Below are 24,032 nucleotides of genomic sequence, written 5' to 3' on the forward strand. Positions count from 1 at the left end.
GGGTTAGACTCCAGCAGGCAGGTCGGTTCCTTCCAGGAGCGACCGCAGCTCGTCCGCCGGCGCGTCGATGCGCTCGACGGGGTCAAGGAGCGTGATGCCACGGTCCTCGGAGTAGCTGGTCGTCCCCCAAACGGCGGGCAGGACCGCCTGATTGCTTTGGCCGTTGATGGTGAAGTCGCCGACGGGCGCTTCGTGCTCCATGCCGTCCCACTGGCCGATGATGTCGTCGGCGTTCGTGCTGCCCGCACCCTCGATAGCCTCCTTGTAGAGGTAGAGCGCGGTGTACGCGTTCTGCGCGTTGTACGAGGGATAGCGGCCGTCGTTGCGGTCGCGGAAGTTCTCGACGAACGTGTTGTTCGCCTCGCTGTCGGGAGCGTCGAACCAGTAGCGCGTCCCGGCCTGCAGGCCGTCCGGCATATTGCTCTCCATCGGGCGGAGCACGTCCGTCGCGGCGCCGACCGTCATGAGGACGTTGTCGATCTGTTCGAAGAAGTTCGAGTTCTTCGCCTGATTGATGAACGTGATGAGGTCGCCGCCCCAGAGGCTCGTGATAACGCCGTCCGGGTCCGCGTTCAACACCTTGTTGATGTAGGGTGTGAAGTCGCTCGCGCCGAGTTCGGGGTACGCGGTCGCGTCGTCGAGGTACTCGTACCCAAGGTCCATCCCCTGCGTGAACGCCTTGAAGTAGTCCCACGTCTGGGTACCGAAGGCGTAGTTCGGGCCGATGGTCGTCCACGTCGTCGCGTCGGTGTCGCTCGCGGTGACGGACGCGCCGTAGATGTTCTGCGCGAGGTTCACGCCGTCACGGAACACGTAGTCGTTCCCGACCGCGTTCTCGCCCTCGGTCGCGGTCGCGAACGGCGTCGCCGCGTGCGTAATCATGAGGGGGGTCTGGAGTTGTCCCACGATGGGCGCGACGGAGAGCGCGACGCCGCTGGAGTCGAGACCGAGGAGGCCGTCGACGTTCTCCTCCTGGACGAGCGAGCGCGCGGCCTCCACGCCGGTCGGGCCGTCACCCTCGCTGTCCCGGGAGATTATCTCCTCTATTTCCATGCCGTCGATACCGCCGTCATCGTTTATCTCTTCGCGCGCCATCTCGTACCCGAGCTGGGCGGATTCGCCGTAGACCGCGGCGAACCCGGAGAGCAAGTGGATAGCGCCGAACGTGAGGGTGTCGTCGCCGCCACCGCCACCCATACAGCCCGCGAATCCTGTGAGTCCCGCGGCTCCCGCAACCCCGCTGGCTTTGAGGAAGTCTCGGCGGTCGAACTCTGCGAAGCGACGGTCGTCCGTCGCGCGATACGTGTCTTCGTGGGAGTCGTTAACCATTGGTAATCCGCACCCGATAGCACGTAGAATCCGCATGAACAATAAGTATGTTGCTGGCTGTCACGGAAAGTATACCCAAAACGAACAGAGGCGGCCGCATTCCTATCACTCGCGTGTCCTGATTGCGGGATGGCGGGAGTCAGCGCGCCGTCCACCCGCCGTCCACAGTGAGGACTTCGCCGGTGACGTACGCGGCGGCGTCGCTCGCGAGGAACACCGCCGGCCCGCCGATTTCCTCGGGTTCCGCGAACCGCCCGAGCGGCGTGCGGCGCTCGATGGACTCCCGGAGGCGCTCGTTCTCCTCGAGTTCCTCCGTGAGGTCGGTGCTGACGTAGCCGGGGGCGAGCGCGTTCACGCGCACGTCGGGCGCCCAGTCGAGCGCCATCGACTTCGTCAACCCCACGAGGCCGTGCTTCGACCCGACGTAGGGGTGCTGGCGCGGCAGTCCCACGAGTCCGCCGACGCTTGCGACGTTCACGAGCGACCCGCCCGCGTCCTGGAGGTGTTCGGCGGCGTGCTTCGCGCAGAGAAAGGCACCGCGGAGGTTCACGTCCGTCACGAAGTCGAAGTCGTCGGTGTCCACGTCCTCGGGCGGGCCGAGCGCACCGTCGGGGTTGACGCCGGCGTTGTTCACGACCACGTCCACGCTCCCGAGTTCGTCGGCGGTATCGGAGAACAGCCGCTGAACCGCCGCCTCGTCGGTCACGTCCGTCGGGACGGCGAGCGACTCGACGCCGTACTCCCGCATCGCGTCCGCAGCCTCCTGCACGTCCTCGTGGCTGCGCGAGGTCGGCACCACGTCGGCGCCCGCGTCCGCAAACGATTCCGCGATGGCGCGACCGATGCCGCGCGTGCCACCTGTGACGACTACCGTCTTCCCGGAGAGGTCGAACTCCATACCGGGCCTCGTCGGGGGAGGAACTTAGCTATTCAGCAACAGTTCAAAGGAACCGACAGTTCGAGAAAATGTTTTTACTCCTGGGGGTCGGAATATAAATCCGGGAGATGGTTCACGACCGCGTGCAGATTATCTTCGCCCTCCTCCTACTACTCCCTGTCGCGGGATGCGTCTCGGTACCGAGTGCGAGCCAGTATGGTGCCGTACACGCCGAGAACGTCCCGGACAATCGAACGGAGTGGGCGATTCCGGCGTCGGCACTCGACGCGCCGGACGAGTTCTGGGATGCGCTCAACGAGGCCAAAAATGCGTCCGAAACGCCTGCATATGGTGTTCCAGAGCGGTTCGGTGTCACGCTCGACGAGCGAGCGTACACGGAGCTACTGCAATCGGTCGGGGCCACCGACGCGAATCACACGCACTCGTTCGTTCGGTACGAGGGAGAGATTCTGAAGCTATACTTCGGGAAGACGTTGCTCACGAGAACCGAATCGTACCCCTGACGGCGCGCTACAGCCCGCTCTGCGACTCCTCAGAAACGTCCCGGTAGGCCTCTGTCTCCGCGACCGCGCGGAGTTCCTCGACCACGTCGTACACGTCCTCGAAGCGCGTGTAGAGCGGGCTCGGGCAGACGCGGAAGACGTTCGGCGGGCGGAAGTCGCCGACGACGCCCCTGTCTTTCATGGCTTCGGTGATGCGCGCTGCCTCGGGGTGTTCGATGGCGACGTGACCGCCCCTGCGGTCGGGGTCGCGGGGCGACCCTATCGAAAAGGCGTCGCTCAGTCGGTCGTCCACGAGCGAGACGAGGGAGTCGGTGAGCGCGAGTGATTTCTCGCGGATTGCGTCGATACCGGCGTCGGTGACCACGTCGAGGCTGCCGTCGAGGGGGGCGGCGGCGAACACGGGGACGGTTCCGATTTGCCACGCGCCCGCGGTTCCGGCGTGGGTGTAGGTGTCTCGCATCTCGAACTGGGTGTCCTTCTCGTGACCCCACCAGCCGGCGAGCGCGGGCGTGCGCTCGTGGTGGCGTTCGTGGACGTAGAGACCGGCGATTGCGCCGGGGCCGGCGTTCAGGTACTTGTAGCTGCACCAGACGGCGAAGTCAGCGCCGATGTCGTGGAGGTCGTGCGGGACGACGCCGACGGAGTGCGCGAGGTCGAACCCGACGTAGGCGTCGTGGGCGTGTGCGGCGTCGGTGATGCGTTCGAGGTCGAGGAGCTGGCCGCTCCGGTAGAGCACCGAGGGGAGGAAGACGAGGTCCACGTCGTCGGTGAGGGCGGCTTCCACGTCCGCTTCGTCGATGGTGCGGCCGTCCCGACTCTCGACGACGACAGTGTGGGCGTCGGGGTCGAATCCCCGATTCCTGAGCTGGGCGCGGACGGCGTACGTGTCCGTGGGGAAGTTGAGTTCGTCCACGAGCACCAGCGGGTCGTCGAGGCCGTTGATGAGCGTTCCTAGCAGGGTGTGGATGTTGACGGTGGTGCTGTTCGCGGCGACGACCTCGTGTTCGCGCGCGCCGACGAGCGGGGCGAGCCGGCTCCCGAGATGCTCGCCGTAGCGGAACCACGGCGGGTCGCCGTCGAGCCAGCCGCGGATGCCGAGGTCGCGCCACTCCTCGACGACGCGGTCGAGCGCGGCCTCGGCGTCCGTCGAGATGGGGCCGAGGGAGTTGCCGTCGACGTAGTAGTCGTCGGGAACGCTGAATCGGTCGCGGTACGCGGCGAGGGGGTCGGCCGCGTCACGCTCGCGCGCAGCTTCTCGTGTCGTGTCCATACGCGACGTGAGAACCGGGGTGGTCGTAGGCCTTCCTCACTCCTCGTCGAGGAAGCCGACCGGGAGCTGGTCCGGAAGTTCGTCCGCGCGCCGGGCGCGGTAGCCGCCGTAGATTGTGAGGCCGACGAGCAGCCACGCGGCGAGGAGGAGGACGTTGTTCGCGAGGAGCGCGTCGCCGATTCGGCCGGCGGCGAGCAGGTCGAGCGCGTCGCCGATGGAGCCGAAGGAGAGCGTCTGCCACGCGAACACGGCCATCGCGGCGGCGCTGAACAGGCCGACGGCGCCGAGGACGGCGGGGGAGAACTGGAGGTTGCTGCGCTCGTAGAGGTCGGGGTTGACGTGCGGGAGCGCGACCGCGGAGAGGGAGTGCGCGAGGTACATCAGGACGAGCGCGCCGAGCGAGACGTTCAGCGCGTAGCTGAACGTCGACGTGGCGACCAGCGCGACCGAGATGCCCCACGTGATGGTGAGGCCCACGTCCGGCGTGCCGAAGCGGTCGTTGACGTGCGTGAGGGCGTCCGGGATGAGGCCGTCGCGGCCGAGACTGTAGAGGATGCGGGACGGCGCGACGTAGCCCGAGTTCGCGGTGGTGGCGTACGCGAGGATGCTCCCGACGGCGACGATGCCGGCGGTACCGACGGGGAAGTAGGTCGCGGCGGCGTCCGTGAGCGGCGTCCCGGAGGCGGCGACATCCCGCCAGGGGAGGACGCCGATGACGACGACGCTCACGAGGAGGTAGATGGCGCCGACGCCGACGACGCTCCCCGTAAACACCTTCGGGAGCGTCTCGCGGGGGTTCTCGGTTTCGCCCGCGGTCTGCGCGAGCGACTCGAAGCCGATGTAGGAGAAGAAGATGGCGCTCGTCCCGGCGACGAACGGCGCGACGAACCCGCTCCCGAACTTCTCCGCGGGAAAGAGCGGACTGAAGTTCCCGGGGTCGACGTGGAGCAATCCTGGGAGGCCGAGCAGGAGGAGGATGGCGACGAGGAGGCCGGTCATCGCCGCCTGTGTGCGGCCGAACACGTCCACGCCGACGAGGTGGACGAGGTAGAACGCAGTGAGGAAGACGACGGCCCACTCGGTCGCGCCGAGGAAGTCGAAGACGGGCCAGTACCCCATCGCGTTCCCAAACCCGGTGGCGAACACGGCTTGCGCGCCGATGAACGCCACCGTCTTCAACCAGATGAAGACGTAGCCGACGAGCGTCGAGTTCCACGTTCTGGAGATGTGCATGTACGCGCCGCCTGGGTGGTCGCCGAGCGGGCCGCTCATGTAGACTGAGTAGACGACTGCGGTCGCGAGGACGACGGGGACGCCGACGAGGAAGCCGAGCGGCACCGCCGGCCCCATGATGGCGGCGGCTTCGCCGGTGACGACGAAGATACCGGCACCTATCATGGTACCGACGATGACGGCGATGCTGTGTATCGACGTCAGGTTTCGTTCGAGGTCTCTCTCGGACATCACCCACCGGTATCGCCCGGCGACGTTTAGCGATGTGGAATTCCGGTCGTCGGACAACGATTATGGCGACCGAGAACCAAGGACGGGTATGAACGCGAAACGCCTGCTGTCGGTGCTCGCAGTCCTGTTCGTCGCGGCCACCCTCGTACACTACGTCCTCTTCGGACGCCTGCCGTTCGGGAAACCGCAGTTGCTGGAGGAGTGATTTTTTCACGGCGGGCGGAGACGCCACGGACGTGACTGTCGTCGGCCTGACGCCGCCGTACGTGTACGTGCTCGGCGCGGTGTACGCGGCCTGGACGCTTCCCGAAGTCGTGGACGACGCGCGCGGGAGCGACGACGGCCTCGACCTCGACGCGAACTCGCGGGTCGTGCTGTCCGTCGCGGTGGGCCTGGGGTTCGCGGCCGCGTTCTGGCTCGCGTTCCGCGCGCCGACGTGGGCGACGTTCGGCGGACTCGCGATGTCCGTGTTCTGGACTGGCGTGCTCGTGACGCTCGCGGGCGTCGCGCTCCGCTGGTACAGCATCCGCACGCTCGGCGACGCCTTCGACCGGTCGGTGACCGTGACCGACGACCAGACCGTCGTCGCACGTGGACCGTACGCCGTCGTCCGCCACCCCGCCTACACAGGCGGCTTCCTCGCTATTCTCGGCGTCGCGCTCTCGCTCGGCACGTGGCCGGGCGTCACCGCGGTCGCCGCGGGCGTCAGCGCGGGATACGCGTACCGCATCCGCGTGGAGGAGCGCGCGCTCCGCCGCGAGCTCGACGGCTACGACGACTACTGCGAGCGCGTTCCGTACCGCCTCGTCCCGGGAGTCTATTAGGCGGGACTGCGTCGAGTCGGCCGTGACGCTGGACGACGACCTGGCGGCCGAAATCCGCGAGATAGAGGCGATGGGCGTTCCGCCGTGGCACGCGATGAGCGTCGCGTCCGCGCGCCGCGTGGAGGACGACGTGTTCGGCGGCACGTCGAGAACGGTCGGGTTCGTGCGCGACCTCGCAATCCCGGGGCCGCGCGGCGAGATACCCCTGCGCGTCTACCGAGATACGGACGACCCGCGGGGGACGCTCGTGTTCTACCACGGCGGCGGATGGACGCTCGGAACGCTCGACTCCGCTGGCGACCTCTGCCGGGAGCTCGCCGCGCGCACCGACCGCGTCGTCGTCTCCGTCGACTATCGACTCGCGCCCGAACACCCGTTCCCCGAAGGCTTGGACGACGCGTACGCCGCGCTAGAGTGGGTCAACGAGCACGCGGACACGTTCGACGGCGCGGGCGACATCGCGGTCGCTGGAACGAGCGCGGGCGGAAACCTCGCCGCCGCCGTCGCGCTCCGCGCCCGCGACCACGACGGCCCCGCTCTCTCCCATCAGGCGCTCCTCTACCCCATCACGAACCACGCGTTCGACACGGAGTCGTATCGCGAGAATGCGGACGGGCCGTTGCTCACGCGAGCGGACATGGAGTGGTTCTGGGAGCGGTACGTGCGGAGTCCGGTGGACGCGGCGAACCCGTACGCGAGCGTGCTCCGCGCCCCCGACCACTCCGACCTCCCGGACGCGACGGTGGTGACGGCGGGCCACGACCCGCTCCGGGACGACGGCACGGCGTACGCCGACGCCCTCGACAGAGCGGGGACGCCGGTCGAACACCACCACTACCCCTCGATGGCGCACGGCTTCCTCAGCCTCACGGACAGCGTCGGTGTCGCGGACGACGCGATGGCGGCGGTGGCGGACCACCTCTGATACCCCCAGGAGACCGCGCATCACTTCTGCGGGATAGGATTCTTAGTATGTCGCGTAACATCACGATACATGTCTGACGGAGATTCGTACGACGTAGCGGCGTACCGTCGTGCGCATGAGGATGCACAGAGAACACTCGACAAGAAGCTCGCTACGTTTGACGAAATATCGACGAACGCGTGGCAACTCATTCGGTTCAACGGCCTGGTCGTGGCCGCGATCGGAACCGGCCTAACAGTTTCAAAGATGTCTCCCGTCGCGATAGTAAACGCCGGGTCGGTTGCGGGTGCACTACTACTCGTGGTGAGTACGGTTATCGCGCTCTGGGCGAAGCGAAAACGGCGCGTCACTGCGGGACCCGGGCAGGAGGCGTTCGAAGCGATAGAAGCCCAGGGTCTTAGCGAAGTTCAATACCTCTGGTGGATAACGACCGACCAGTATCCGAAGTGGATAGCGCAGGCGGAGACCGTGTCAGCCCGGAAGGCGAAACGCGTGAATATAGCGACGTACGCGTCCCTTCTCGGGGTGGCGACGCTCGTAGCCGGGATACTTTTCACGCTATACGTGCCATGAGTTAGCATGAGTGATGAAGAAGACGAGGGTCCGGACGGTATAGAGGTCGAGTCACTTCCGGACGACTCGGGAGAAACGGTCATGCTGGGAGAGAACACGGAGGAGGGCGATGACGAATGACTGAGGAGGAAGACGACACAGACGGCCCCGGTGAAATAGACGTTGAGGCGTTACCGGACGATAGCGGCGAGCCGCTGATGAAGTCGGAAACCACCGACGATTCAGGCCGGGACGAGGAGTGAGGTCGCCCGCACGGTTGGCCGCATGAGGAACCGTTTTGAATCCGCCCCGGGAAACGCGACCGTATGAAGGAGGTGTACGTCGTGGGCGCGGGCCAGACCGATTACGGGTCGTTCCCGCGCGAGTCGTATCGCTCCCTGTTCAAGGAGGCCGTGGACACGGCCGTCGACTCCACGGACGCGGAGTTCGACCGGGAAGACGTGGACGAGGCGTACGTCGGCACGCTCGGCGTCGGCGGCCGCCAGCTCGGCCTTCCCGGGCCCGCCGTCACGGAGTTCGCGGGATTGAATGGAACGTCGACGACGCGCGTGGAGAACGCCTGTGCGGCGAGCGGCGTCGCGCTCCGGCAGGCCGTGCTCGCCGTTCGCGCGGGCGTCGCGGACGTGGCGCTCGCGGGCGGGTTCGAGGTGATGAACGACGTGAGTAGCGAGCGAACGGGCGAGTGGCTCGGCGTCTCCGGCGAGACGGAGTGGGAGCGTATGGCCGGCACGACGTTCTCCGGCGTGTACGCGCAGATGGCGGACGCGCACATGGCCGAACACGGAACGACGCGCGAACACCTCTCCCGGGTCGCGGTGAAGAACCACGCGAACGGCGCGAAGAACCCGCACGCCCAGCTGGGGTTCGAGACGAGCCTGGAGGACGCGATGAACGCGCCGGCGGTCGCCGACCCCCTGAACCTGTTCGACTGCTGTCCGACCTCCGACGGCGCGAGCGCCGTTCTGGTGGCGTCCCGGGACGCCGCGGAGGAACTCACCGACAACCCGATTCGCATCGCGGGCGCGGGTCAGTCGAGCGGCCGCGTTGGGCTGTTCCAGCGGCCGAGCCTCACGGAGATTCCGGCGACCCAGCGCGCCGCCGAGCAGGCGTACGACGAGGCCGACATGGGTCCCGAGGACGTGGAGTTCGCGGAGGTCCACGACTGCTTCAGCATCGCGGAACTCCTCGCGTACGAGGACCTCGGGTTCTGCGAGCGCGGCGAGGCCGGGCCGTACGTCGCGTCCGGCGCGACCGAACCCGACGGCGAGCGTCCCGTCAACCTCTCGGGCGGCCTGAAGTCGAAGGGCCACCCCATCGGCGCGACCGGCGGCGGGCAAGTGGTGGAGGTGTTCAAGCAACTCCGCGGCGAGGCCGGCGACCGCCAGGTCCCGGGGCTCTCCCGCGGCCTGACGCACAACGTCGGGGGGAGCGGTGGCGCCGTCGCCGTCCACGTCTTCGAGGAGGGATGGGCGTGAACGCGCTCGACTCCCTCGGGGTGTACACGCCCCGGGCGCGCATCAGCGCGGAGGAGCTGGACGCGGCGCTCGCGTCCGTCCACGCGCGCGGCGTGGACACGAAGGCCGTCGCGGCCGCGGACGAGGATTCGGTGACGATGGCGCACGCCGCGGCGCGAGACGCCATCCAGGCCAGCACGTACGAGCGCGACGACCTCGGACTCGTCGCGTTCGCCACCACGACACCGCCGCTCGCGGAGGGCGACGTGGCGGGCACGCTCGCGGAACTGCTGGGCCTCCCCCGCGACGCGACGGCGGTCGCGCACACGCAGAGTCCGCGGGGCGGCGTGCAGGCGCTCCGGGACGCGCTTGACGCGGACGGCGCGGCGCTCGCCGTCGCGGCGGACAGCCCGTTCGGCGACCCCGGTGACGGCATCGACCACGCGGCCGGCGCGGGCGCGGTGGCGTTCGTCGCCGGCCCCGACGGCGACGTGACCGTGCAGGATACCGCGTCCTACACCGAGGAGTTCCCGGGGACGCGCTACCGACCGCGGGGGTCGCGGGACGTGGAGACGTACGGCGCGACCGAGTACGAGCGCGACGCCTACCGCACCAGTCTCGCGGAAGCGGTCACGGGACTCGGCGGGACGCCGGACGCGCTCGCGCCGACCGCGCCCGACGGCGGCCTCCCCTACCGGGGTGCGCGCGCCGTCGAGGGCGACGCGTCGGTGTACGAGCGCGCGCACGACCTCGGCGATACGGGCGCGGCCAGCCCCCTGTTCGGACTGCTCGCCGCGTGGGACGCCGACGAGACGGACGTCGCCGTGGTCGGGTACGGGAACGGCGCGGACGCCGTCCACCTCGACGGTGCGCTCCCGGTGCCCGACGAGCGCGACACCGTGAGCATCGACTATCCACAGTACGCTCGCAAGCGCGGTCACATCGGGGGTGACGCCTGATGGGCGCGTACGTCAGCCTCCCGACGTGGTGGCGGAGCAACGACGCCCGGTATCGCCTCGTGCTCGAGAAGTGTCCGGCGTGCGGCGCGCACAACTTCCCCGCGGAGGGCGTCTGCGCGTCCTGTAACGCGGACGCCGACTTCGAGGAAGTCGAACCCGACGGGGTGGGGACGGTGCAGGCCGTCACCGTCATCTCCGGCGGCGCGCCGCCCGAGTTCGACGAGTACCAGACCCGGGAGGGCGCGTTCGCCACCGGCATCGTCGAGCTGGCGGAGGGGGCGCGGCTCCCCGCGATGTTCTGCGACTGCGACCCGAACGAGATTTCGCGCGGCGACCGGGTCGAAGCCGTGGTGCGTCGACTCTACGAGCAGGAGGGCGTGCCGCGGTACGGCGTGAAGTTCCGGCCGGTCGAGTAGGCCGCCGTTCGCGTCGGCAACCCTAGAACTATTACGGATATTCGTTATTATTCATTCATGGTGGACGCTACCATTGAGGTCATCGACCGCGGCGGACTGAAATGTGACCTGAACTACCTCATCGAGGGGAACACGCTCGGTTCGCACGACGAACCGAACCCGGACACCGATTACATCGAAATCCCGGTGTGGAACCTCGTCATCGACCACCCCGAGGCGACCATCCTCTGGGACACCGGCAACCACGAGGACGCACTCGACGGCCACTGGCCGGAAGGGTTGAAACAGGCGTTCTATCCCCACGACGTACGCGAACACACGCTCGAGGGCGACCTCGCTGACGCCGGCTACAGCCTCGACGACATCGACGCAGTGTTCCAGACGCACCTCCACCTCGACCACGCGGGCGGCCTCCATCACTTCGACGGCACCGACGTTCCCGTCTACGTGCACGAAGAAGAGGTGAAGTTCGCGTACTACAGCGCGAAGACCGACAAGGGGAGTGGCGCGTACATCCTCGATGACTTCGACCACGACCTGAACTGGCAGATCCTCCACCAGGACCGCGAGTCGCACTTCGAGGACATGGAGTTCATCCGACTTCCCGGTCACACCCCCGGCATGACCGGAACGATGATTCACCTCGACGATGCCGGAACAGTTGTGTTCGCGAGCGACGAGATATACCAGAGCGAGAACTACGAGGACGAGACACCGCTCGGCGCAAGCCTCCTGTGGAGCCACCAGCACTGGTTTGAGAGCCTCCAACGCCTCAAGGACCTCGAACGCCGCCACGACGCGGAGGTCGTCTACGGCCACGACCCCGCTCAGTTCGAGACGATTCAGGGAGGGTGGTCATAGATGAGCTACGAACGCTCGGTCTCCGCCGACGGACACGAACTCTCCCCGGAGACGGTCTGGCACATCCAGATGCCGGAGATACGGTTCGGCCGCGACTCGGTGGAAGAACTCGGGTTCCAGCTCGGCGACCTCGGCGTCCCGGAGGACGCGCACGGCCTCGTCGTCACCGACGAGACGCTCGTCGAACTCGGACACGCCGACCGCGTCGTCGACACCCTCACCGATGCCGGGTTCGCGGTGGACGTGTACGACGAATCACAGCGCGAGCCGTCCGTCTCGGACGTGGAGGACTGCGTCGGGTTCGTGCGTGACGAGAAAGGCGAAGAGGGGTACGACTTCTACGTCGGACTGGGCGGCGGAAGCTGCATGGACACGGCGAAAATCGCGCGCACCATCGTCGCGAACGGCGGCGAGCCACTGGACTACGTCGCCGAGCCCACGGGCGAGGGTGAACCGGTCACGAACTCGGGGCCGCCGCTCGTGTTGATGCCGACGACCGCCGGAACCGGCGCGGAAATCTCTCCCGTCGCGATTCTCTCCGTGGAGGAGAAGAACATCAAGGAAGGCATCTCCAGCAACCACGTGCGCGCCGACGCCGCGGTCATCGACCCGACGTTCACGACGACGCTTCCGCCGGAGCTCACCGCGAAGACGGCGATGGACGCGCTCGGCCACGCCATCGAGGGCTACACGACCCACGAGTACGACTCACTGATGCGCGCGACCGACCCCGCCGAACGCCCCGTCTACGCGGGCCGCACGCCCCTGACCGAGATGTTCTCGGAGAAGGCCATCGACCTCCTCTCGAACAACGTCCGTACCGCCGTCCACAACGGCGACGACCTCGAAGCCAGGGAGAACATGCTGCAGGGCGCGCTGTTCGGCGCCATCGCGGGCCTGACCGCGGGCGCGAGCCTCTGTCACGCGATGGCGTACCCCGTCGGAAACCGCTATCACACGAAACACGGTGAGACCATCGCCGTGCTGACGCCAGCGAGCACCATCGACTACAACTCCGCGAGCGACCCCGCTCGGTTCGCGGACCTCGCGGAGATGTTCGACGTGGACACCACGGGTATGACGAACCGCGAAGCCGCGGACGCCCTCAAGGAGCAGTACATCCAGCTCCAGAAGGACTTGAACGTCCTGCCGAGCGGCCTCAACGAACTCGCGGGAGTCACGGAGGACGACGTGGACTGGCTGGCGAAACAAACCGTGGAAACCCAAAAGCGGCTCCTCCGCACGAACCCACGGCCCGTCACGGAGGAGGACGTTCGAGAGATTCTCCTCGACGCGCTCCACAACTGGGATTAGCGGAGGTCCGCGCGCCGCACCTTCCCGGTCGTCGTTTTGGGGAGTTCCTCGATGAACTCGACCGCCCGCGGATACTCGTACTTCGCGAGCCGCTCTTTCACGTGCGACTTGAGTTCCTCCCTGCGTTCGTCGCTCGGTTCGTAGCCGTCCGCGAGCACGACGAACGCCTTCGGAACTTCCCCGCGCTCGTCGTCCGGCACACCGATGACCGCGGCGTTCGCGACGGCGTCGTGGCCGGCGAGGCTCTCCTCGATTTCCTCCGGGCCGATGCGGTAGCCCGCGGAGATGATGACGTCGTCCGTCCGGCTCACGAACGCCACGTAGCCGTCCTCGTCCATCACGCCGAGGTCCTCGGTGAGCAGCCAGCCGTTCCGGACCTTTCCCGCCGTCTTTTCGGGCTTGTTGAGGTACGATTTGAAACAGACGGGGTCGCCGTCGTACCGGACGGCTATCTCCCCGGTGTCGCCGGGGTCGACGGTCGGTTCCGCGGACTCCGTGTCGACGATTCGGACGTCGTGGCCGGGGGCCGCCAGTCCCATCGTTCCCTCGCGGAACTCGGTGAGCGCGGTGCAGTCGCCGATGAGGAGGTTCGCTTCGGTCTGTCCGTACGCTTCGTGGACGGCCGCGCCCGCGAACACGTCCTCACCCCAGTCGACGATGCTCTGCCCGAGGGATTCACCGCCGCTCGCGATGACGCGGACGGAGTCGGTGTCGTGCGTGCTCGTGGGGTCCTCAACGCGCATCATCATCCGGAGCGCGGTCGGCGGCGCGAACAGGATGGAGACGTCGTAGCGGTCGATGGTTTCGAAGGCGTCGGTCGGGTCGAACGGACCGCCCGCGGACGCCACGACGGGGCGGCCGTAGTAGAGCGCGGGGAAGACGATGTCGAAGAGCGAGGCGACCCACGCCCACTCGGACGGCGTCCACGCGACGTCGTCCTCGCGGAGGTCGAGGTTGCAGAACGAGGTGAGGAAGAGCGGGAGGTGGCCGAGGAGGACGCGGTGCGCGTGCCGGACGCCCTTCGGGTCGCCGGTCGTGCCGGACGTGTAGATGATGATGGCGTCGTCTTCGGCGTGCGTGTCAGCGACATCGAAGTCTCGCTCGAGGCCCTCGATAGCCGCCCAGAGGTCGGTTTCGCCCTCGCCCGGGTCGTCGACGTCCACGGTGAGGACGGTGTGGAGGTCGTCGAGGTCGTCTCTGACGCTTCGGAGGGTGTCGGCGTTCGACTCGTCCACGACGCACGCGACCGCGTCGGAGTCGTCGAGGCGGTAGGAGAGGCCGTCGACGCCGAATAGCGTGCTCAGCGGGACGGAAACGGCGCCGAGTTTCCACGCTGCGAGGTGGGCGACGACAGTCTCCGGCTTCTGCGGCGCGTTCACGCCGACGCAGTCGCCGGGTTCGACGCCGCGCTCCCGGAGGTGGTTCGCGAGCTGGTTCGTCCGGTCGGCGAGGTCGCTGAACGTGACGGTGCGTTCGCGGTCGCCGTCCTCCGCGAACAGCGCTACGCGGCCGTCGTCCGATGCCCAGCGGTCGCAGACGTAGTGCGCCATGTTGAACCGCTCCGGGACCTCCCACTCGAATCCGTCCCGGAGTTCGCCGTAGTCGTTCCACTCGTCCTCGTAGAAGTGGTACGCGTCGATTCGATCTGGTATTGACACACAGTAACAATATACAACGTTCGTTATAAATTCCGGGCCGGGCTGTTTTAGCGGTAGAAAACTATCCAGATACTCAATCGAACGTCGGTATTTATTATTCGCGAATACACAGACATTGTTAGATATGGTTTCGATACGGGGGTACGGTTCGTACGTGCCGCTCTACCGAATCGAGCGGTCGACAATCGCTGAACAGTACGGCGAGCGCGCGGGCGGCGGGGAGACCGCGGTCCCCGCGCACGACGAGAACGTGACGACGCTGGGCGTGCAGGCGGCGAAGAACGGGCTCGCGCACGCCGGCGTGGACGCGCCGGACGCCGTGTACGCGGCGACGACGAGCGACGACTTCGACGAGCGCGGCGTCGCCCCGCACGTCGCGTCCGCGGTCGGCGCCGGAACGGACAGCCGCGTGGGCGATTTCCAGGGGAGCGCGCGGGCGGCGACGAACGCCGTGCTCGCGGCGCGGGACGCCATCAAGGCGGGCCGGGCCGACACCGCGCTCGTCGTCGCGAGCGACGTTCTCACCGCCGACGCGGGAACGAGCGCCGAACGGACCGGCGGCGCGGGCGCGGGTGCGCTCGTCCTCGGCGAGGGCGACGGCGTCGCCGACCTCGCGGACACCGCGGTCGCGACCACCGGGTTCGTCGGCCGGTTCAAGCAGGCGGGCGAGACCCCCGAGGAGGGCGACGGACGATTCAATCGCGAACACTACCTCGACGCCGTCACGACCGCCGCGGGCGCGCTCGATGGTTCGTTCGACCGCGCGACGTTCCCCGCGCCTGACGGCCGGTGGGCGTCGAAGGCCGCCGGTGCGCTCGACCTCGACGCCGACCTCGACTCGACGTTCGACGCGGTCGGGTTCGCGGGCGCGGGCGGCGTCCTCCTCGACCTCGCTGCGAGCCTCGACGCCGCGGACGCGGGCGACACCGTCCTCGTCGCCGGCTACGGCCCCGGCGGCTGTGACGCGCTCAGCATCGAACGCACGACCGACTCAGTACCCGAGATGCCCACCGACGACTACATCGAGAGCAAGGAGTACGTCCCGTACGGCAAACACCGCGGATTCCGCGGGGGTGACGCCTGATGTACGAACCGCCGTTCACCCGGGACCGGGACGCGAACGAACGCCTCAAAGCCCGCGAGTGCAACGCCTGCGGCTGGGTGAGCTTCCCCGAGTTCCGCGACATCTGCAAGCGCTGCGGGACCGTCGGCGAGTGGACGAACACCGAACTCGAAGAGCGCGGCACCGTCCAGTCCTACGTCGTCCAGCAACGCCTCCCGGACGAGTTCGAGACACCGCTCCCGCTCGCGATTATGGACGTTCCCCAAACGTCGGGTGGCAACCCCGCCCGCGTCTACGGCCTGTTCACGGAAACCGACCCCGACAACATCGACATCGGGATGGAGGCCGAGGCCGACTTCCGCCGCATCTTCGACGTGGACAGCCTGCCAATCCACTCCTTCAAATTCAAGCGCTCGCGGGGTGACCGCCTATGAGCCGCGACGTTGCGGTCGCCGGTGCGGGAATGATAGACTTCGGGGAGCTGTTCGACCAGTCGTTCGACGACATGGCCGAACAGGCGTACCTGAACGCGCTGGACGACGTGGACAAAGGTATCGACAGCGAGGACATCGACGCGGCGTGGTTCGGCACGCTCGACATCGCCGAGAACGCCTCGTCCGGCCTGGGTCTCAGCCATCCGACGGGCCTGTTCGAGATGCCGGTGACGCGCGTGGAGAACGCGTGTGCAACCGGGAGCACGGCGTTCCGGTCCGCGGTCGAGGCGGTGCGCGCCGGGTCGGCGGACGTGGCGCTCGTGCTGGGCGCGGAGAAGATGCGGGACTCCGCGGGCGGACTCATCGAGGGCGCGTCCCTCGAACAGGTGTGGCGCGGCCGCGGCGTCACGATGCCCGCGTTCTTCGGCCTGCGCGCGACCCGACACATGGAGGAGTACGGAACCACGCGCGAGCAGGTCGCCGAGGTGTCCGTGAAGAACCACGAGAACGGCTCGAAGTACCCGCACGCGCACTACCGGTTCACGTGCAGCGTCGACGACGTGGTGAACAGCCCCCAGGTCACCTACCCATTGAACCTCTACGACTGCTGTCCCGTCACGGACGGCGCGGCCGCGACCGTCATCGTGAGCGAGGACGTGGTCGACGAGTACACGGACGACCCAGTCTGGGTCGCCGGAAGCGGACTCGCGACCGACACCTTCCAGCGCGGGAAAGCGGAGTCGCTCGTCGGATTCCCCGCGACCCGGCAGGCCGCCGAGCAGGCGTACGAGGAAGCGAACATCACGGCCGACGACATCGACGTGGCGGAGGTTCACGACTGCTTCACCATCACCGAACTCGTGACGTACGAGGACCTCGGGTTCTGCGAGAAAGGTGAGGGCGGCGCGTTCGTCGAATCCGGGAAGCCCCACCTGGACGGCGAGAAGCCCGTGAATCCGTCCGGCGGCCTGCTCGCGAAGGGCCATCCCATCGGCGCGACCGGCGTCGCGCAGGTGAACGAGATTTACGAACAACTCCGCGGCGAGGCGGGCGCGGTGCAGGTGGAGAACGACCCCGAGTACGGCCTCCAGCACAACATCGGCATCGGCCGGGACGCCACCGGGAGCGTCTCCTGCATCAACGTCCTCTCGAAGCACCGTCCATAGCCCGGCGGCCATAGATTTATCCCGCGTTTTGCGGTAGCACTCCACATGGAGTACGCGTACGTCCGCGAGGGCGAAGTGGAGCAAGTCGACCTCTCGGAGAACGACGAAACGCCGCCCGACCACGGAATGCTCCCCGTCGACGACGCGCTCGGCCTGGAGGAGATGCGGGCGAAGGTGTGGCACATCGACCCCGGCGAGGAAATCGGCTATCACGCGCACAGCGAGCAAGAAGAACTGTTCTACGTCGCCGAGGGGACGTTCAGCCTCAAACTCGGGCGGTCCGGCGACACGGAGGTCGTCGAAGCCGGGCCGGGGACGTGGTGGGCGGCGGGACCGATGGTCGGGCACGGCCACCGGAACGTCGGCGACGAGACCGGAGTCGTGTTCGCGTTCGGCGCGCCCGCAATCCAGGACGAGGGCCTGAACCCCCACGACATCGACGAAGGAGGCCGATGACGCTCGAACCCGGCGACCGGCCGCGGAACTGCGAGGGCTTGCTCTGCGACGGCGAAGTGTTCACCGCGACCTCCATCGAGGAGGTGAGTGAGGGCGGCGTGCTGTTCGTGTTCTACGGGTTCGCGTTCAGCGCCATCGCGGAGAACTGGTGGCGGCAGTACGACCGCCGGGGCTGGGACGACTTCGACGTGCCCGTCGTCGGCGTCGGCCGGGACGGCCCGAACGCCCAGAACGCCTTCCTCCGCAGTCTCGACAGCCCGTTCCGCATCTACGCGGACGTGGACGGCCGGCTGGCAGAGGAGTTCGGCGTGCTCGCGCGCCGCGAGAACATGGCTGGCGTGCGGATTCCGAAGCGGAGCGCGTTCCTCCTCGACGCCGACCGCGCGGTCGAAGCCGCATGGGTGCTCGACGACTGGACGACGCCGATGCCCGCGAGCGACATCGAGGAGGCGATTCGATGAGAGCGAGCGTCCAGCTCGCGGGCGACGACCCCGTGGCGTTCGCGGAGCGCGCCGAGGAACTGGGATACCGGGGCGTGTGGACGGGCGAACTCTGGGGGACGGACGCGTTCGTCACGCTCGCGCGCATCGCCGAACGGACGGACGTGGACGTGGGAACGAGCATCGTGAACGCGTACTCGCGGTCTCCGGCCGCGCTCGCGAGTGCGGCGGCGAGCATCAGCGAGGCGACGAACGGCCAGGTCACGCTCGGCATCGGGACGAGCACCGCGAAAGCCGTCGAGGACTTGCACGGAACGGCGTTCGCGAATCCGCCGCGGCGCCTCCACGAGACGATAGAACTCGCGAGGCGTTTTCTCGAAACCGACGACCGCGTGTCGTACGACGGCGAGCTGTTCTCGGTGCAGGACTTCCCGGGATTGGACGCGGACGTGCCCGTGTACGCGGCGGCGCTCGGGCCGGCGACCAGGCGCGCGACCGGTCGCGTGGCGGACGGCTGGCTCCCGCACAACATCCCGTTCGAGCGCCTCGAACCCGCGTTCGAGCTGGTGGCGCGGACGGCGCGCGAGGCGGGCCGCGACCCCGACGACATCGACGTGGTGCCGTACGTGCCGTCGGCCGTAAGCGAGAACCGCGCCGAGGCGTACGACGCCATCAGGGGCCACCTCGCGTACTACGTCGGGAGCGCGGACGGCTACAAGAACGCGGTCGCGCAGTCGTTCCCCGACGAGGCGGAGGCGGTCGCGGACGCGTGGCGCTCCGGCGACCGCGCGGCGGCCAGGGAGCGCGTGAACGAGGCGATGGTGGACGCGCTCGGCGTCGCCGGCACGCCCGAAACGGCGCGTGAACGACTGCGCGAGGTCGCGGCGCTCCCGGTGGTTGACGAGCCGCTGGTCGTGACGCCGTCGAACGCGAGTCCGGCGCTCGTCGAGCGCACCGTCGAGGCGCTCGCGCCGGCGAAACTATGAATCCACGAAGATGGAGCGGTCGAGGTCGGCGGGACTCGTGTTCCCGGTGAGCGCGAGCGTGAGGTCGAAGTCGGCGAGGAAGTTCTCAACGACTTCCTGTACGCCCTCGGCGCCGTCGAGCGCGAGGCCGTACGCGTAGGGGCGGCCGAGCAGAACGGTGTCCGCGCCGAGCGCGAGCGCGACGATGGCGTCCGCGCCCCGGCGGATTCCCGAGTCGAACAGCACGTCCGCGTCGTCGCCGACCGCGTCCACGACTCCGGGGAGGGCGTCGAGCGCGGCGACGGCGTTGTCCACCTGGCGGCCGCCGTGGTTCGACACGACGATTCCGTCCGCACCCTTCTCGACGGCGCGGCGGGCGTCAGCGGGGTGGAGGATGCCCTTGAGCACTATCGGGAGGTCTGTCTGGTCGGTGAGCCAGTCGAGGTCGTCCCAGGTGAGCGTGGCGTCCCCGAAGACGGCGAGGAACTCGCTCAACGCGGCGTCCATGTTCTCCTCGGGCGGCTGGGAGAGCAGGTCGCGAAAGGCGGGGTCGCTCGTGTAGTTCGCGACGCCCTCGCCGTCGAGGAACGGCAGGTATCCCTGGGAGACGTCGCGTTCGCGCCACCCCATCATCGGCGTGTCGAGCGTCACGACGAGCGCGTCGTAGTCGGCGTTTTCGGCGCGTTCGACGAAGCTCGCGGCGATGTCGCGGTCGCTCGACCAGTAGAGCTGGAACCACTTCGGCGTGTCCCCGAGTTCGTCAGAGACGTCTTCGAGCGTCTCGGAGGACGCGGAGCTGAGGCACATCGGGACGCCGGTGTCGGCGGCGGCGTCCGCGGTCGCGAGTTCGCCGTTCTCGTGGATGATGGACTGCACGCCGATTGGCGCGAGCACGACCGGCGCGGGGAGCGTCTGTCCGAGCACCTCGACGGAGAGGTCGCGTTCGGACACGTCGCGGAGCATTCGGGGAACGATACGGTGGTCGCGGAACGCCCGCCGGTTCTCGGAAACGGTGTCCTCGCTGCCCGCGCCGCCCTTCACGTACGCGTACGCCTCGTCGCTCATCGCGTCGAGCGCCTGGCGTTCGAGTTCCTCGAACTTCGGCGGAATGTCGGGCGTCTCGCCCATCAGCATTCCCTGTCCGTACACCGCCTGCTGTCGGCTGTCGCCCGGGTTCTCCATACTCGGGGTTTCGACTGATGTGTGTTAACTGTTCGCTCGACCGGCGTCCGAGTGAACGAAACTAAGGTAAACTCGACGCTCGATGAACAACGTTCACAATACCTAAGGCGGGGACGGCCGTCGCTTTGACCATGAATCTCGTCGAGAACGTCCGGAGCGCAGTAGACGACCACCCGGAGAACGTCGCCATCCACTACGAGGGGCGCGAACAGACCTACGAGGAGTTCTGGGAGCGCACCGGCCAGTTCGCGGCGGCGCTCGAACGAGAGGGCATCCAGCCCGACGACCGCGTCGCGGTGTACCTACCGAACCTCCCGCAGTTCGTCACCGCCTTCCACGGCATCATGCGCGCCGGCGGCATCGTCGTGCCGATGAACCCCCAGTACCGCTCGCGCGAACTCGAACACCTCCTCGGGGACTCCGGGGCGAACGCCGTCGTCACCCTCCCGAGCCTCGTCGAACACGTCGAGGACGTGCGCGAGGACACCGACGTGGAGTTCGTCGTCACCGTCGGCGCGGAGACCGAGACCTCGACCGCGTTCGAGGAGTTCCTCGCCGAGGACACGTTCGGCCCCGTCGAGCGCGACGACGACGACGTGGCCTGTCAGCCGTACACGTCCGGCACGACGGGTACGCCGAAGGGCGTCCTCCTGACGCACGAGAACCTCTACTGGGACGCGGACGTGGCCGACGCCCCCATTCCGGACGGTATCCGCGCGGACGACCGCCATCTCGGCGTCCTCCCGCTCTTCCACATCTACGGGATGACCGTCACGATGAACGGCACGCTGTTCAACGGCGGCGCGTACTACCCGATGCCCGAGTGGGAGGCCGCGGAAGCAGTCGACCTCATCGAGGACGAGGACATCACGCTCGTCCACGCCGTCCCCGCGATGTACAACGACCTCGTCAGTCAGCCGGACGCCGCCGAGTTCGACTTCTCCAGTCTGCGGTTCGTGAACTCCGGCGGGAGCGGCCTCCCGATGGAAGTCCTCGAGACCTGGGACGACCTCTACGACGTGCCGCTCTGCGAGGGCTACGGGCTCACGGAAACGAGTCCCGTCACGCACGCGAACCACCCCGACGACCGCCGCCCCGGCAGCATCGGCAAGCCGCTGCCCGGCGTCGACGCCCGCATCGTGGACGACGACTTCGAGACAGTCGACGCCGTCGAGGAAGGCCCCGTCGACGAGGAGGAGGTCGCACTCCACGAAATCACCGGCGAGCTCGTCATCGCGGGCCCGAACGTGATGAAGGGCTACTACGAGCGCCCCGAAGCCAACGAGGAAGCGTTCACCGAGGCGGACGGGAAGCGCTGGTTCCACACGGGCGACATCGGCTACCACGACGAGGACGGCTTCTTCTACGTGGTCGACCGGAAGAAGCACATGATCGTCACGGGCGGCTACAACGTCTATCCGCGCGAGGTCGAGGAGTTGCTCTTCGAGCACGAGGACGTGGCCGACGCGGCCGTCGTCGGTGTCCCCGACGAGCGCCGCGGCGAAACCGTGAAAGCGTTCGTCGTCAAGACGCCCGACGCGGACGTGACCGCGGACGAACTCAAGCAGTTCTGCCTCGACAACCTCGCGCCCTACAAGCACCCGCGCGAGGTTGAGTTCGTACAGGAACTCCCGCGCACCACCACTGGAAAGGTGCAGAAGTACGAACTCGCGGGAGAGGAGTAGGTCAGCCCGCAGGGCTGACCGAACGTCCGAACGCGGAGCGGTGCGACCCGTGAGGAGTAGGCGACGCCGAGTAACGCGAGGCGTCGCCGAACACCCGAGCGGTGCGCGGTGGTGTGTGTGCGTGAGCGACTGGTGAAGGCGCCGGTCGGTTAACGAAGGTAGATTTTTTGCAAACTTATTAAACGGTAGAGTCTAATTATCGCGTATGAGTTTCCAGCTCTCAGACGAGCATCGGGCGATTCGAGAGGCGGTTCGCGAGTTCGGCGAGAACGAGATAGAGCCGGTCGCGCGCGAGCACGACGAAAACAAGTCGTATCCGTACGACCTCGTGGAGAAGGCGGCGGAGTTCGACTTCGTCGCGCCCGGGATTCCCGTCGAGTACGGCGGCGCGGGGATGGACACGCTGTCCAGCATCATCGTCACCGAAGAACTCTGGCGCGCCGACCCCGGTATCGGGAGCGCCATCGGGAGCCGTGGGTTCGGGTCGAACATGATTCGGAAGTACGGCGACGAGTGGATGAAGGAGGAGTGGCTGCCGAAGATCGCGAACGGCGAGTCCGCGTGCTGTTCCTGCATCAGCGAACCCGCGCACGGGTCGAACGTCGCCGGTATCGAGACGGTCGCGGAGAAGGACGGCGACGAGTACGTCATCAACGGGAACAAGATGTGGATCACGAACGGCACCGTTGCGGACGTCGGCGTCGTGATGACGAAGACGGACACCGAGGTCGAACCCCAGCGCAAGGGCATCACGGCGTTCCTCGTTCCCACCGACACGGACGGCTTCGAGACGACGAAAATCGACAACAAGCTCGGGATTCGCGCGAGCGACCTCGCGGAAGTCCAGTTGAACGACGTGCGCGTCCCCGAGGAGAACGTCATCGGCGAGGTGAACAAGGGCTTCTACCAGCTGATGGACTTCTTCGCGTCCGGTCGGACGAGCGTCGCGTCCCAGGCCGTTGGTGTCGCGCAGGCCGCTATCGACGAGGCGAAGGCGTACTCGAACGAGCGCGAGCAGGGCGGACAGCTCATCAAGGACTACCAGGCCGTCAGTCACATGATTGCCGAGATGGCGGCGAACACGGAGGCCGCGCGCTCGCTCACGTATCGGGCCGCGGCCGCGGTCGATAACGGCGACGACCAGGAGGCGACGCGGTTCGCGTCGATGGCGAAGCTCACCGCGTCCGAGAACGCCGTGGATGTCGCGGACGACGCGATTCAGGTGCACGGCGGCGCCGGGTTCGTCACCGACCATCCCGTCGAACGCTACTACCGGGACGCCCGCATCACGAAAATCTACGAGGGCACCTCGGAGATTCAGAAGAACATCATCGCCGGCCAGATACTCTGATGAACCACGAGGAGTACCGCGCGCGACAGGACACGGTCACAGTCGACGTCGACGGCCACAGTGTCGAGGTCGCGTACTACGAGGACGGTCCCGCGGACGGCGAGCCGCTGGTGTTCGTGCACGGCATCCCGACCTGGGGGTTCCTCTGGCGGGAGATAGCGCCCGAATTCACCGACGACTACCGCGTCATCGTCCCCGACCTCGCGGGCTACGGGTCGAGCGAGCAGACGGATGGGTTCGACCGCTCGATTCGCGCACAGGAACAGGTAATCGAGGGACTCGTCGACGAACTCGACATCAGGACGCCGCTGAACCTCGTCAGTCACGACATCGGCGGCGGCGTCGCCAGCCGGTACGCCGCCCATCACCCCGGCGCGGTGTCGAAATTCGTCGTGTCGAACGCGGTGTGTTACGACTCGTGGCCGGTCGAGTTCATTAACGACCTCGGCCTCCCGAAGACCGCGGAACTGCCGTTCGACGAACTGGAGGAGAACCTCGACTTCGCGTTCGCGGGCGGCGTGCACGGCGACGAATCCGAGCACGCCGAGTTCATCGAGGGCATGAAAGCGCCGTGGATGAACGAGGACGGCCGGCAGTCGCTCGCGCGGTGTGCGGTCGCGACGAACACGAACCACACCACGGAACTCGACTACAGCGATATCACGGCGGACACGCTCTGTCTGTGGGGCGGCGACGACATCCTCCAACCCGTGTCGTACGCGGAACGCCTCGCCGGGGACGTGTCCGGCGAGAGCGAGGTCGTGACGCTGGACGACGCCTACCACTGGGTGATGGAGGACAGACCGAAGGCATATACGGCGGAACTACGCGCGTTCCTATGA

At 67.5% G+C, this 24,032-nt stretch carries 25 protein-coding genes; 19 read left to right on the forward strand and 6 right to left on the reverse strand.

The window, feature by feature from the left end:
* Positions 1-3: 3 nt before the first annotated feature.
* Complete coding sequence (locus U3A55_RS09765; RefSeq protein ID WP_330991317.1) at positions 4-1,329, reverse strand: ABC transporter substrate-binding protein; 1,326 nt, start codon at positions 1,327-1,329, stop codon at positions 4-6.
* A gap of 139 nt (positions 1,330-1,468) precedes the next feature.
* Positions 1,469-2,227 carry an SDR family NAD(P)-dependent oxidoreductase gene (locus U3A55_RS09770; RefSeq protein ID WP_330991318.1) on the reverse strand — a complete coding sequence of 253 codons (759 nt, stop codon included), beginning with the start codon at positions 2,225-2,227 and terminating at the stop codon, positions 1,469-1,471.
* A gap of 107 nt (positions 2,228-2,334) precedes the next feature.
* Between U3A55_RS09770 and U3A55_RS09775 the strand changes: the two genes are divergently transcribed.
* A complete protein-coding gene (locus U3A55_RS09775) occupies positions 2,335-2,730 on the forward strand; it encodes a hypothetical protein (RefSeq protein ID WP_330991319.1) in 396 nt (131 codons plus the stop codon).
* Between the two features lie 7 nt (positions 2,731-2,737).
* On the opposite strand, the gene kynU is transcribed toward U3A55_RS09775, so the two are convergent.
* Both kynU and U3A55_RS09785 read right to left on the reverse strand, forming a co-directional pair.
* Positions 2,738-4,000 (reverse strand): kynureninase, encoded by a 1,263-nt coding sequence (kynU, locus tag U3A55_RS09780; protein ID WP_330991320.1) that lies wholly within the window; start codon positions 3,998-4,000, stop codon positions 2,738-2,740.
* Between the two features lie 36 nt (positions 4,001-4,036).
* Positions 4,037-5,464: an APC family permease gene (locus tag U3A55_RS09785; RefSeq protein ID WP_330991321.1), complete on the reverse strand. Its 1,428-nt coding sequence runs from the start codon at positions 5,462-5,464 to the stop codon at positions 4,037-4,039.
* Between the two features lie 236 nt (positions 5,465-5,700).
* On the opposite strand from U3A55_RS09785, the gene U3A55_RS09790 reads away from it, so the two are divergent.
* The 9 genes from U3A55_RS09790 (at position 5,701) to U3A55_RS09830 (ending at position 12,790) form a co-directional block, all read left to right on the forward strand.
* Positions 5,701-6,288, forward strand: coding sequence for a methyltransferase family protein (locus U3A55_RS09790; RefSeq protein ID WP_330991322.1), 588 nt, complete (start codon positions 5,701-5,703; stop codon positions 6,286-6,288).
* 70 nt (positions 6,289-6,358) lie between these two features.
* Positions 6,359-7,213, forward strand: coding sequence for an alpha/beta hydrolase (locus tag U3A55_RS09795; protein WP_442978299.1), 855 nt, complete (start codon positions 6,359-6,361; stop codon positions 7,211-7,213).
* A gap of 69 nt (positions 7,214-7,282) precedes the next feature.
* Positions 7,283-7,786 (forward strand): hypothetical protein, encoded by a 504-nt coding sequence (locus U3A55_RS09800; protein ID WP_330991324.1) that lies wholly within the window; start codon positions 7,283-7,285, stop codon positions 7,784-7,786.
* 116 nt (positions 7,787-7,902) lie between these two features.
* Positions 7,903-8,028: a hypothetical protein gene (locus U3A55_RS09805; RefSeq protein WP_330991325.1), complete on the forward strand. Its 126-nt coding sequence runs from the start codon at positions 7,903-7,905 to the stop codon at positions 8,026-8,028.
* A 63-nt stretch (positions 8,029-8,091) separates the two neighbouring features.
* On the forward strand, positions 8,092-9,261 hold the full coding sequence (locus U3A55_RS09810; protein ID WP_330991326.1) for a thiolase domain-containing protein: 1,170 nt from the start codon (positions 8,092-8,094) through the stop codon (positions 9,259-9,261).
* On the forward strand, positions 9,252-10,199 hold the full coding sequence (locus tag U3A55_RS09815) for a hypothetical protein (protein ID WP_330991327.1): 948 nt from the start codon (positions 9,252-9,254) through the stop codon (positions 10,197-10,199). The genes U3A55_RS09810 and U3A55_RS09815 overlap by 10 nt, the downstream gene beginning before the upstream one ends.
* A complete protein-coding gene (locus U3A55_RS09820) occupies positions 10,199-10,615 on the forward strand; it encodes a Zn-ribbon domain-containing OB-fold protein (protein WP_330991328.1) in 417 nt (138 codons plus the stop codon). The genes U3A55_RS09815 and U3A55_RS09820 overlap by 1 nt, the downstream gene beginning before the upstream one ends.
* 57 nt (positions 10,616-10,672) lie before the next feature.
* Positions 10,673-11,476: an N-acyl homoserine lactonase family protein gene (locus U3A55_RS09825; protein ID WP_330991329.1), complete on the forward strand. Its 804-nt coding sequence runs from the start codon at positions 10,673-10,675 to the stop codon at positions 11,474-11,476.
* Entirely contained in the window at positions 11,477-12,790 is a 1,314-nt protein-coding gene (locus U3A55_RS09830; RefSeq protein WP_330991330.1) for a hydroxyacid-oxoacid transhydrogenase, read from the forward strand.
* On the opposite strand, the gene U3A55_RS09835 is transcribed toward U3A55_RS09830, so the two are convergent.
* Positions 12,787-14,430: an acyl-CoA synthetase gene (locus U3A55_RS09835; RefSeq protein ID WP_442978300.1), complete on the reverse strand. Its 1,644-nt coding sequence runs from the start codon at positions 14,428-14,430 to the stop codon at positions 12,787-12,789. The two genes, U3A55_RS09830 and U3A55_RS09835, sit on opposite strands and share 4 nt — an antisense overlap.
* A 142-nt stretch (positions 14,431-14,572) precedes the next feature.
* On the opposite strand from U3A55_RS09835, the gene U3A55_RS09840 reads away from it, so the two are divergent.
* From U3A55_RS09840 to U3A55_RS09865, 6 genes are read left to right on the forward strand one after another with little or no spacing between them, the layout of a single operon-like run.
* On the forward strand, positions 14,573-15,532 hold the full coding sequence (locus U3A55_RS09840) for a hypothetical protein (protein WP_330991332.1): 960 nt from the start codon (positions 14,573-14,575) through the stop codon (positions 15,530-15,532).
* Positions 15,532-15,945 carry a Zn-ribbon domain-containing OB-fold protein gene (locus tag U3A55_RS09845; RefSeq protein WP_330991333.1) on the forward strand — a complete coding sequence of 138 codons (414 nt, stop codon included), beginning with the start codon at positions 15,532-15,534 and terminating at the stop codon, positions 15,943-15,945. Before U3A55_RS09840 ends, U3A55_RS09845 begins: the two co-directional genes overlap by 1 nt.
* A complete protein-coding gene (locus U3A55_RS09850; RefSeq protein ID WP_330991334.1) occupies positions 15,942-17,111 on the forward strand; it encodes a thiolase domain-containing protein in 1,170 nt (389 codons plus the stop codon). The genes U3A55_RS09845 and U3A55_RS09850 overlap by 4 nt, the downstream gene beginning before the upstream one ends.
* A 45-nt stretch (positions 17,112-17,156) precedes the next feature.
* Positions 17,157-17,567 carry a cupin domain-containing protein gene (locus tag U3A55_RS09855; RefSeq protein ID WP_330991335.1) on the forward strand — a complete coding sequence of 137 codons (411 nt, stop codon included), beginning with the start codon at positions 17,157-17,159 and terminating at the stop codon, positions 17,565-17,567.
* Entirely contained in the window at positions 17,564-18,028 is a 465-nt protein-coding gene (locus U3A55_RS09860; RefSeq protein WP_330991336.1) for a redoxin domain-containing protein, read from the forward strand. The genes U3A55_RS09855 and U3A55_RS09860 overlap by 4 nt, the downstream gene beginning before the upstream one ends.
* Positions 18,025-18,993: an LLM class flavin-dependent oxidoreductase gene (locus U3A55_RS09865; RefSeq protein WP_330991337.1), complete on the forward strand. Its 969-nt coding sequence runs from the start codon at positions 18,025-18,027 to the stop codon at positions 18,991-18,993. The genes U3A55_RS09860 and U3A55_RS09865 overlap by 4 nt, the downstream gene beginning before the upstream one ends.
* Here the strand turns inward: U3A55_RS09865 and U3A55_RS09870 are convergent.
* The gene (locus tag U3A55_RS09870; RefSeq protein WP_330991338.1) at positions 18,988-20,154 is read right to left on the reverse strand and encodes a lactate 2-monooxygenase; all 1,167 of its coding nucleotides are present in this window, start codon (positions 20,152-20,154) and stop codon (positions 18,988-18,990) included. The genes U3A55_RS09865 and U3A55_RS09870 overlap by 6 nt on opposite strands.
* Positions 20,155-20,285: 131 nt before the next feature.
* Here U3A55_RS09870 and U3A55_RS09875 point away from each other — a divergent pair, with 131 nt between their 5' ends.
* The 3 genes from U3A55_RS09875 to U3A55_RS09885 all read left to right on the forward strand — a co-directional run bounded on the left by U3A55_RS09875 (position 20,286) and on the right by U3A55_RS09885 (position 24,032).
* Positions 20,286-21,839, forward strand: coding sequence for a long-chain-fatty-acid--CoA ligase (locus U3A55_RS09875; protein ID WP_330991339.1), 1,554 nt, complete (start codon positions 20,286-20,288; stop codon positions 21,837-21,839).
* Positions 21,840-22,044: 205 nt separating this feature from the next.
* On the forward strand, positions 22,045-23,190 hold the full coding sequence (locus U3A55_RS09880; protein ID WP_330991340.1) for an acyl-CoA dehydrogenase family protein: 1,146 nt from the start codon (positions 22,045-22,047) through the stop codon (positions 23,188-23,190).
* The gene (locus U3A55_RS09885; protein WP_330991341.1) at positions 23,190-24,032 is read left to right on the forward strand and encodes an alpha/beta fold hydrolase; all 843 of its coding nucleotides are present in this window, start codon (positions 23,190-23,192) and stop codon (positions 24,030-24,032) included. The genes U3A55_RS09880 and U3A55_RS09885 overlap by 1 nt, the downstream gene beginning before the upstream one ends.

This window comes from Salarchaeum sp. III (assembly GCF_036418315.1).
In the GTDB taxonomy this organism is placed as follows: Archaea; Halobacteriota; Halobacteria; order Halobacteriales; family Halobacteriaceae; genus Salarchaeum.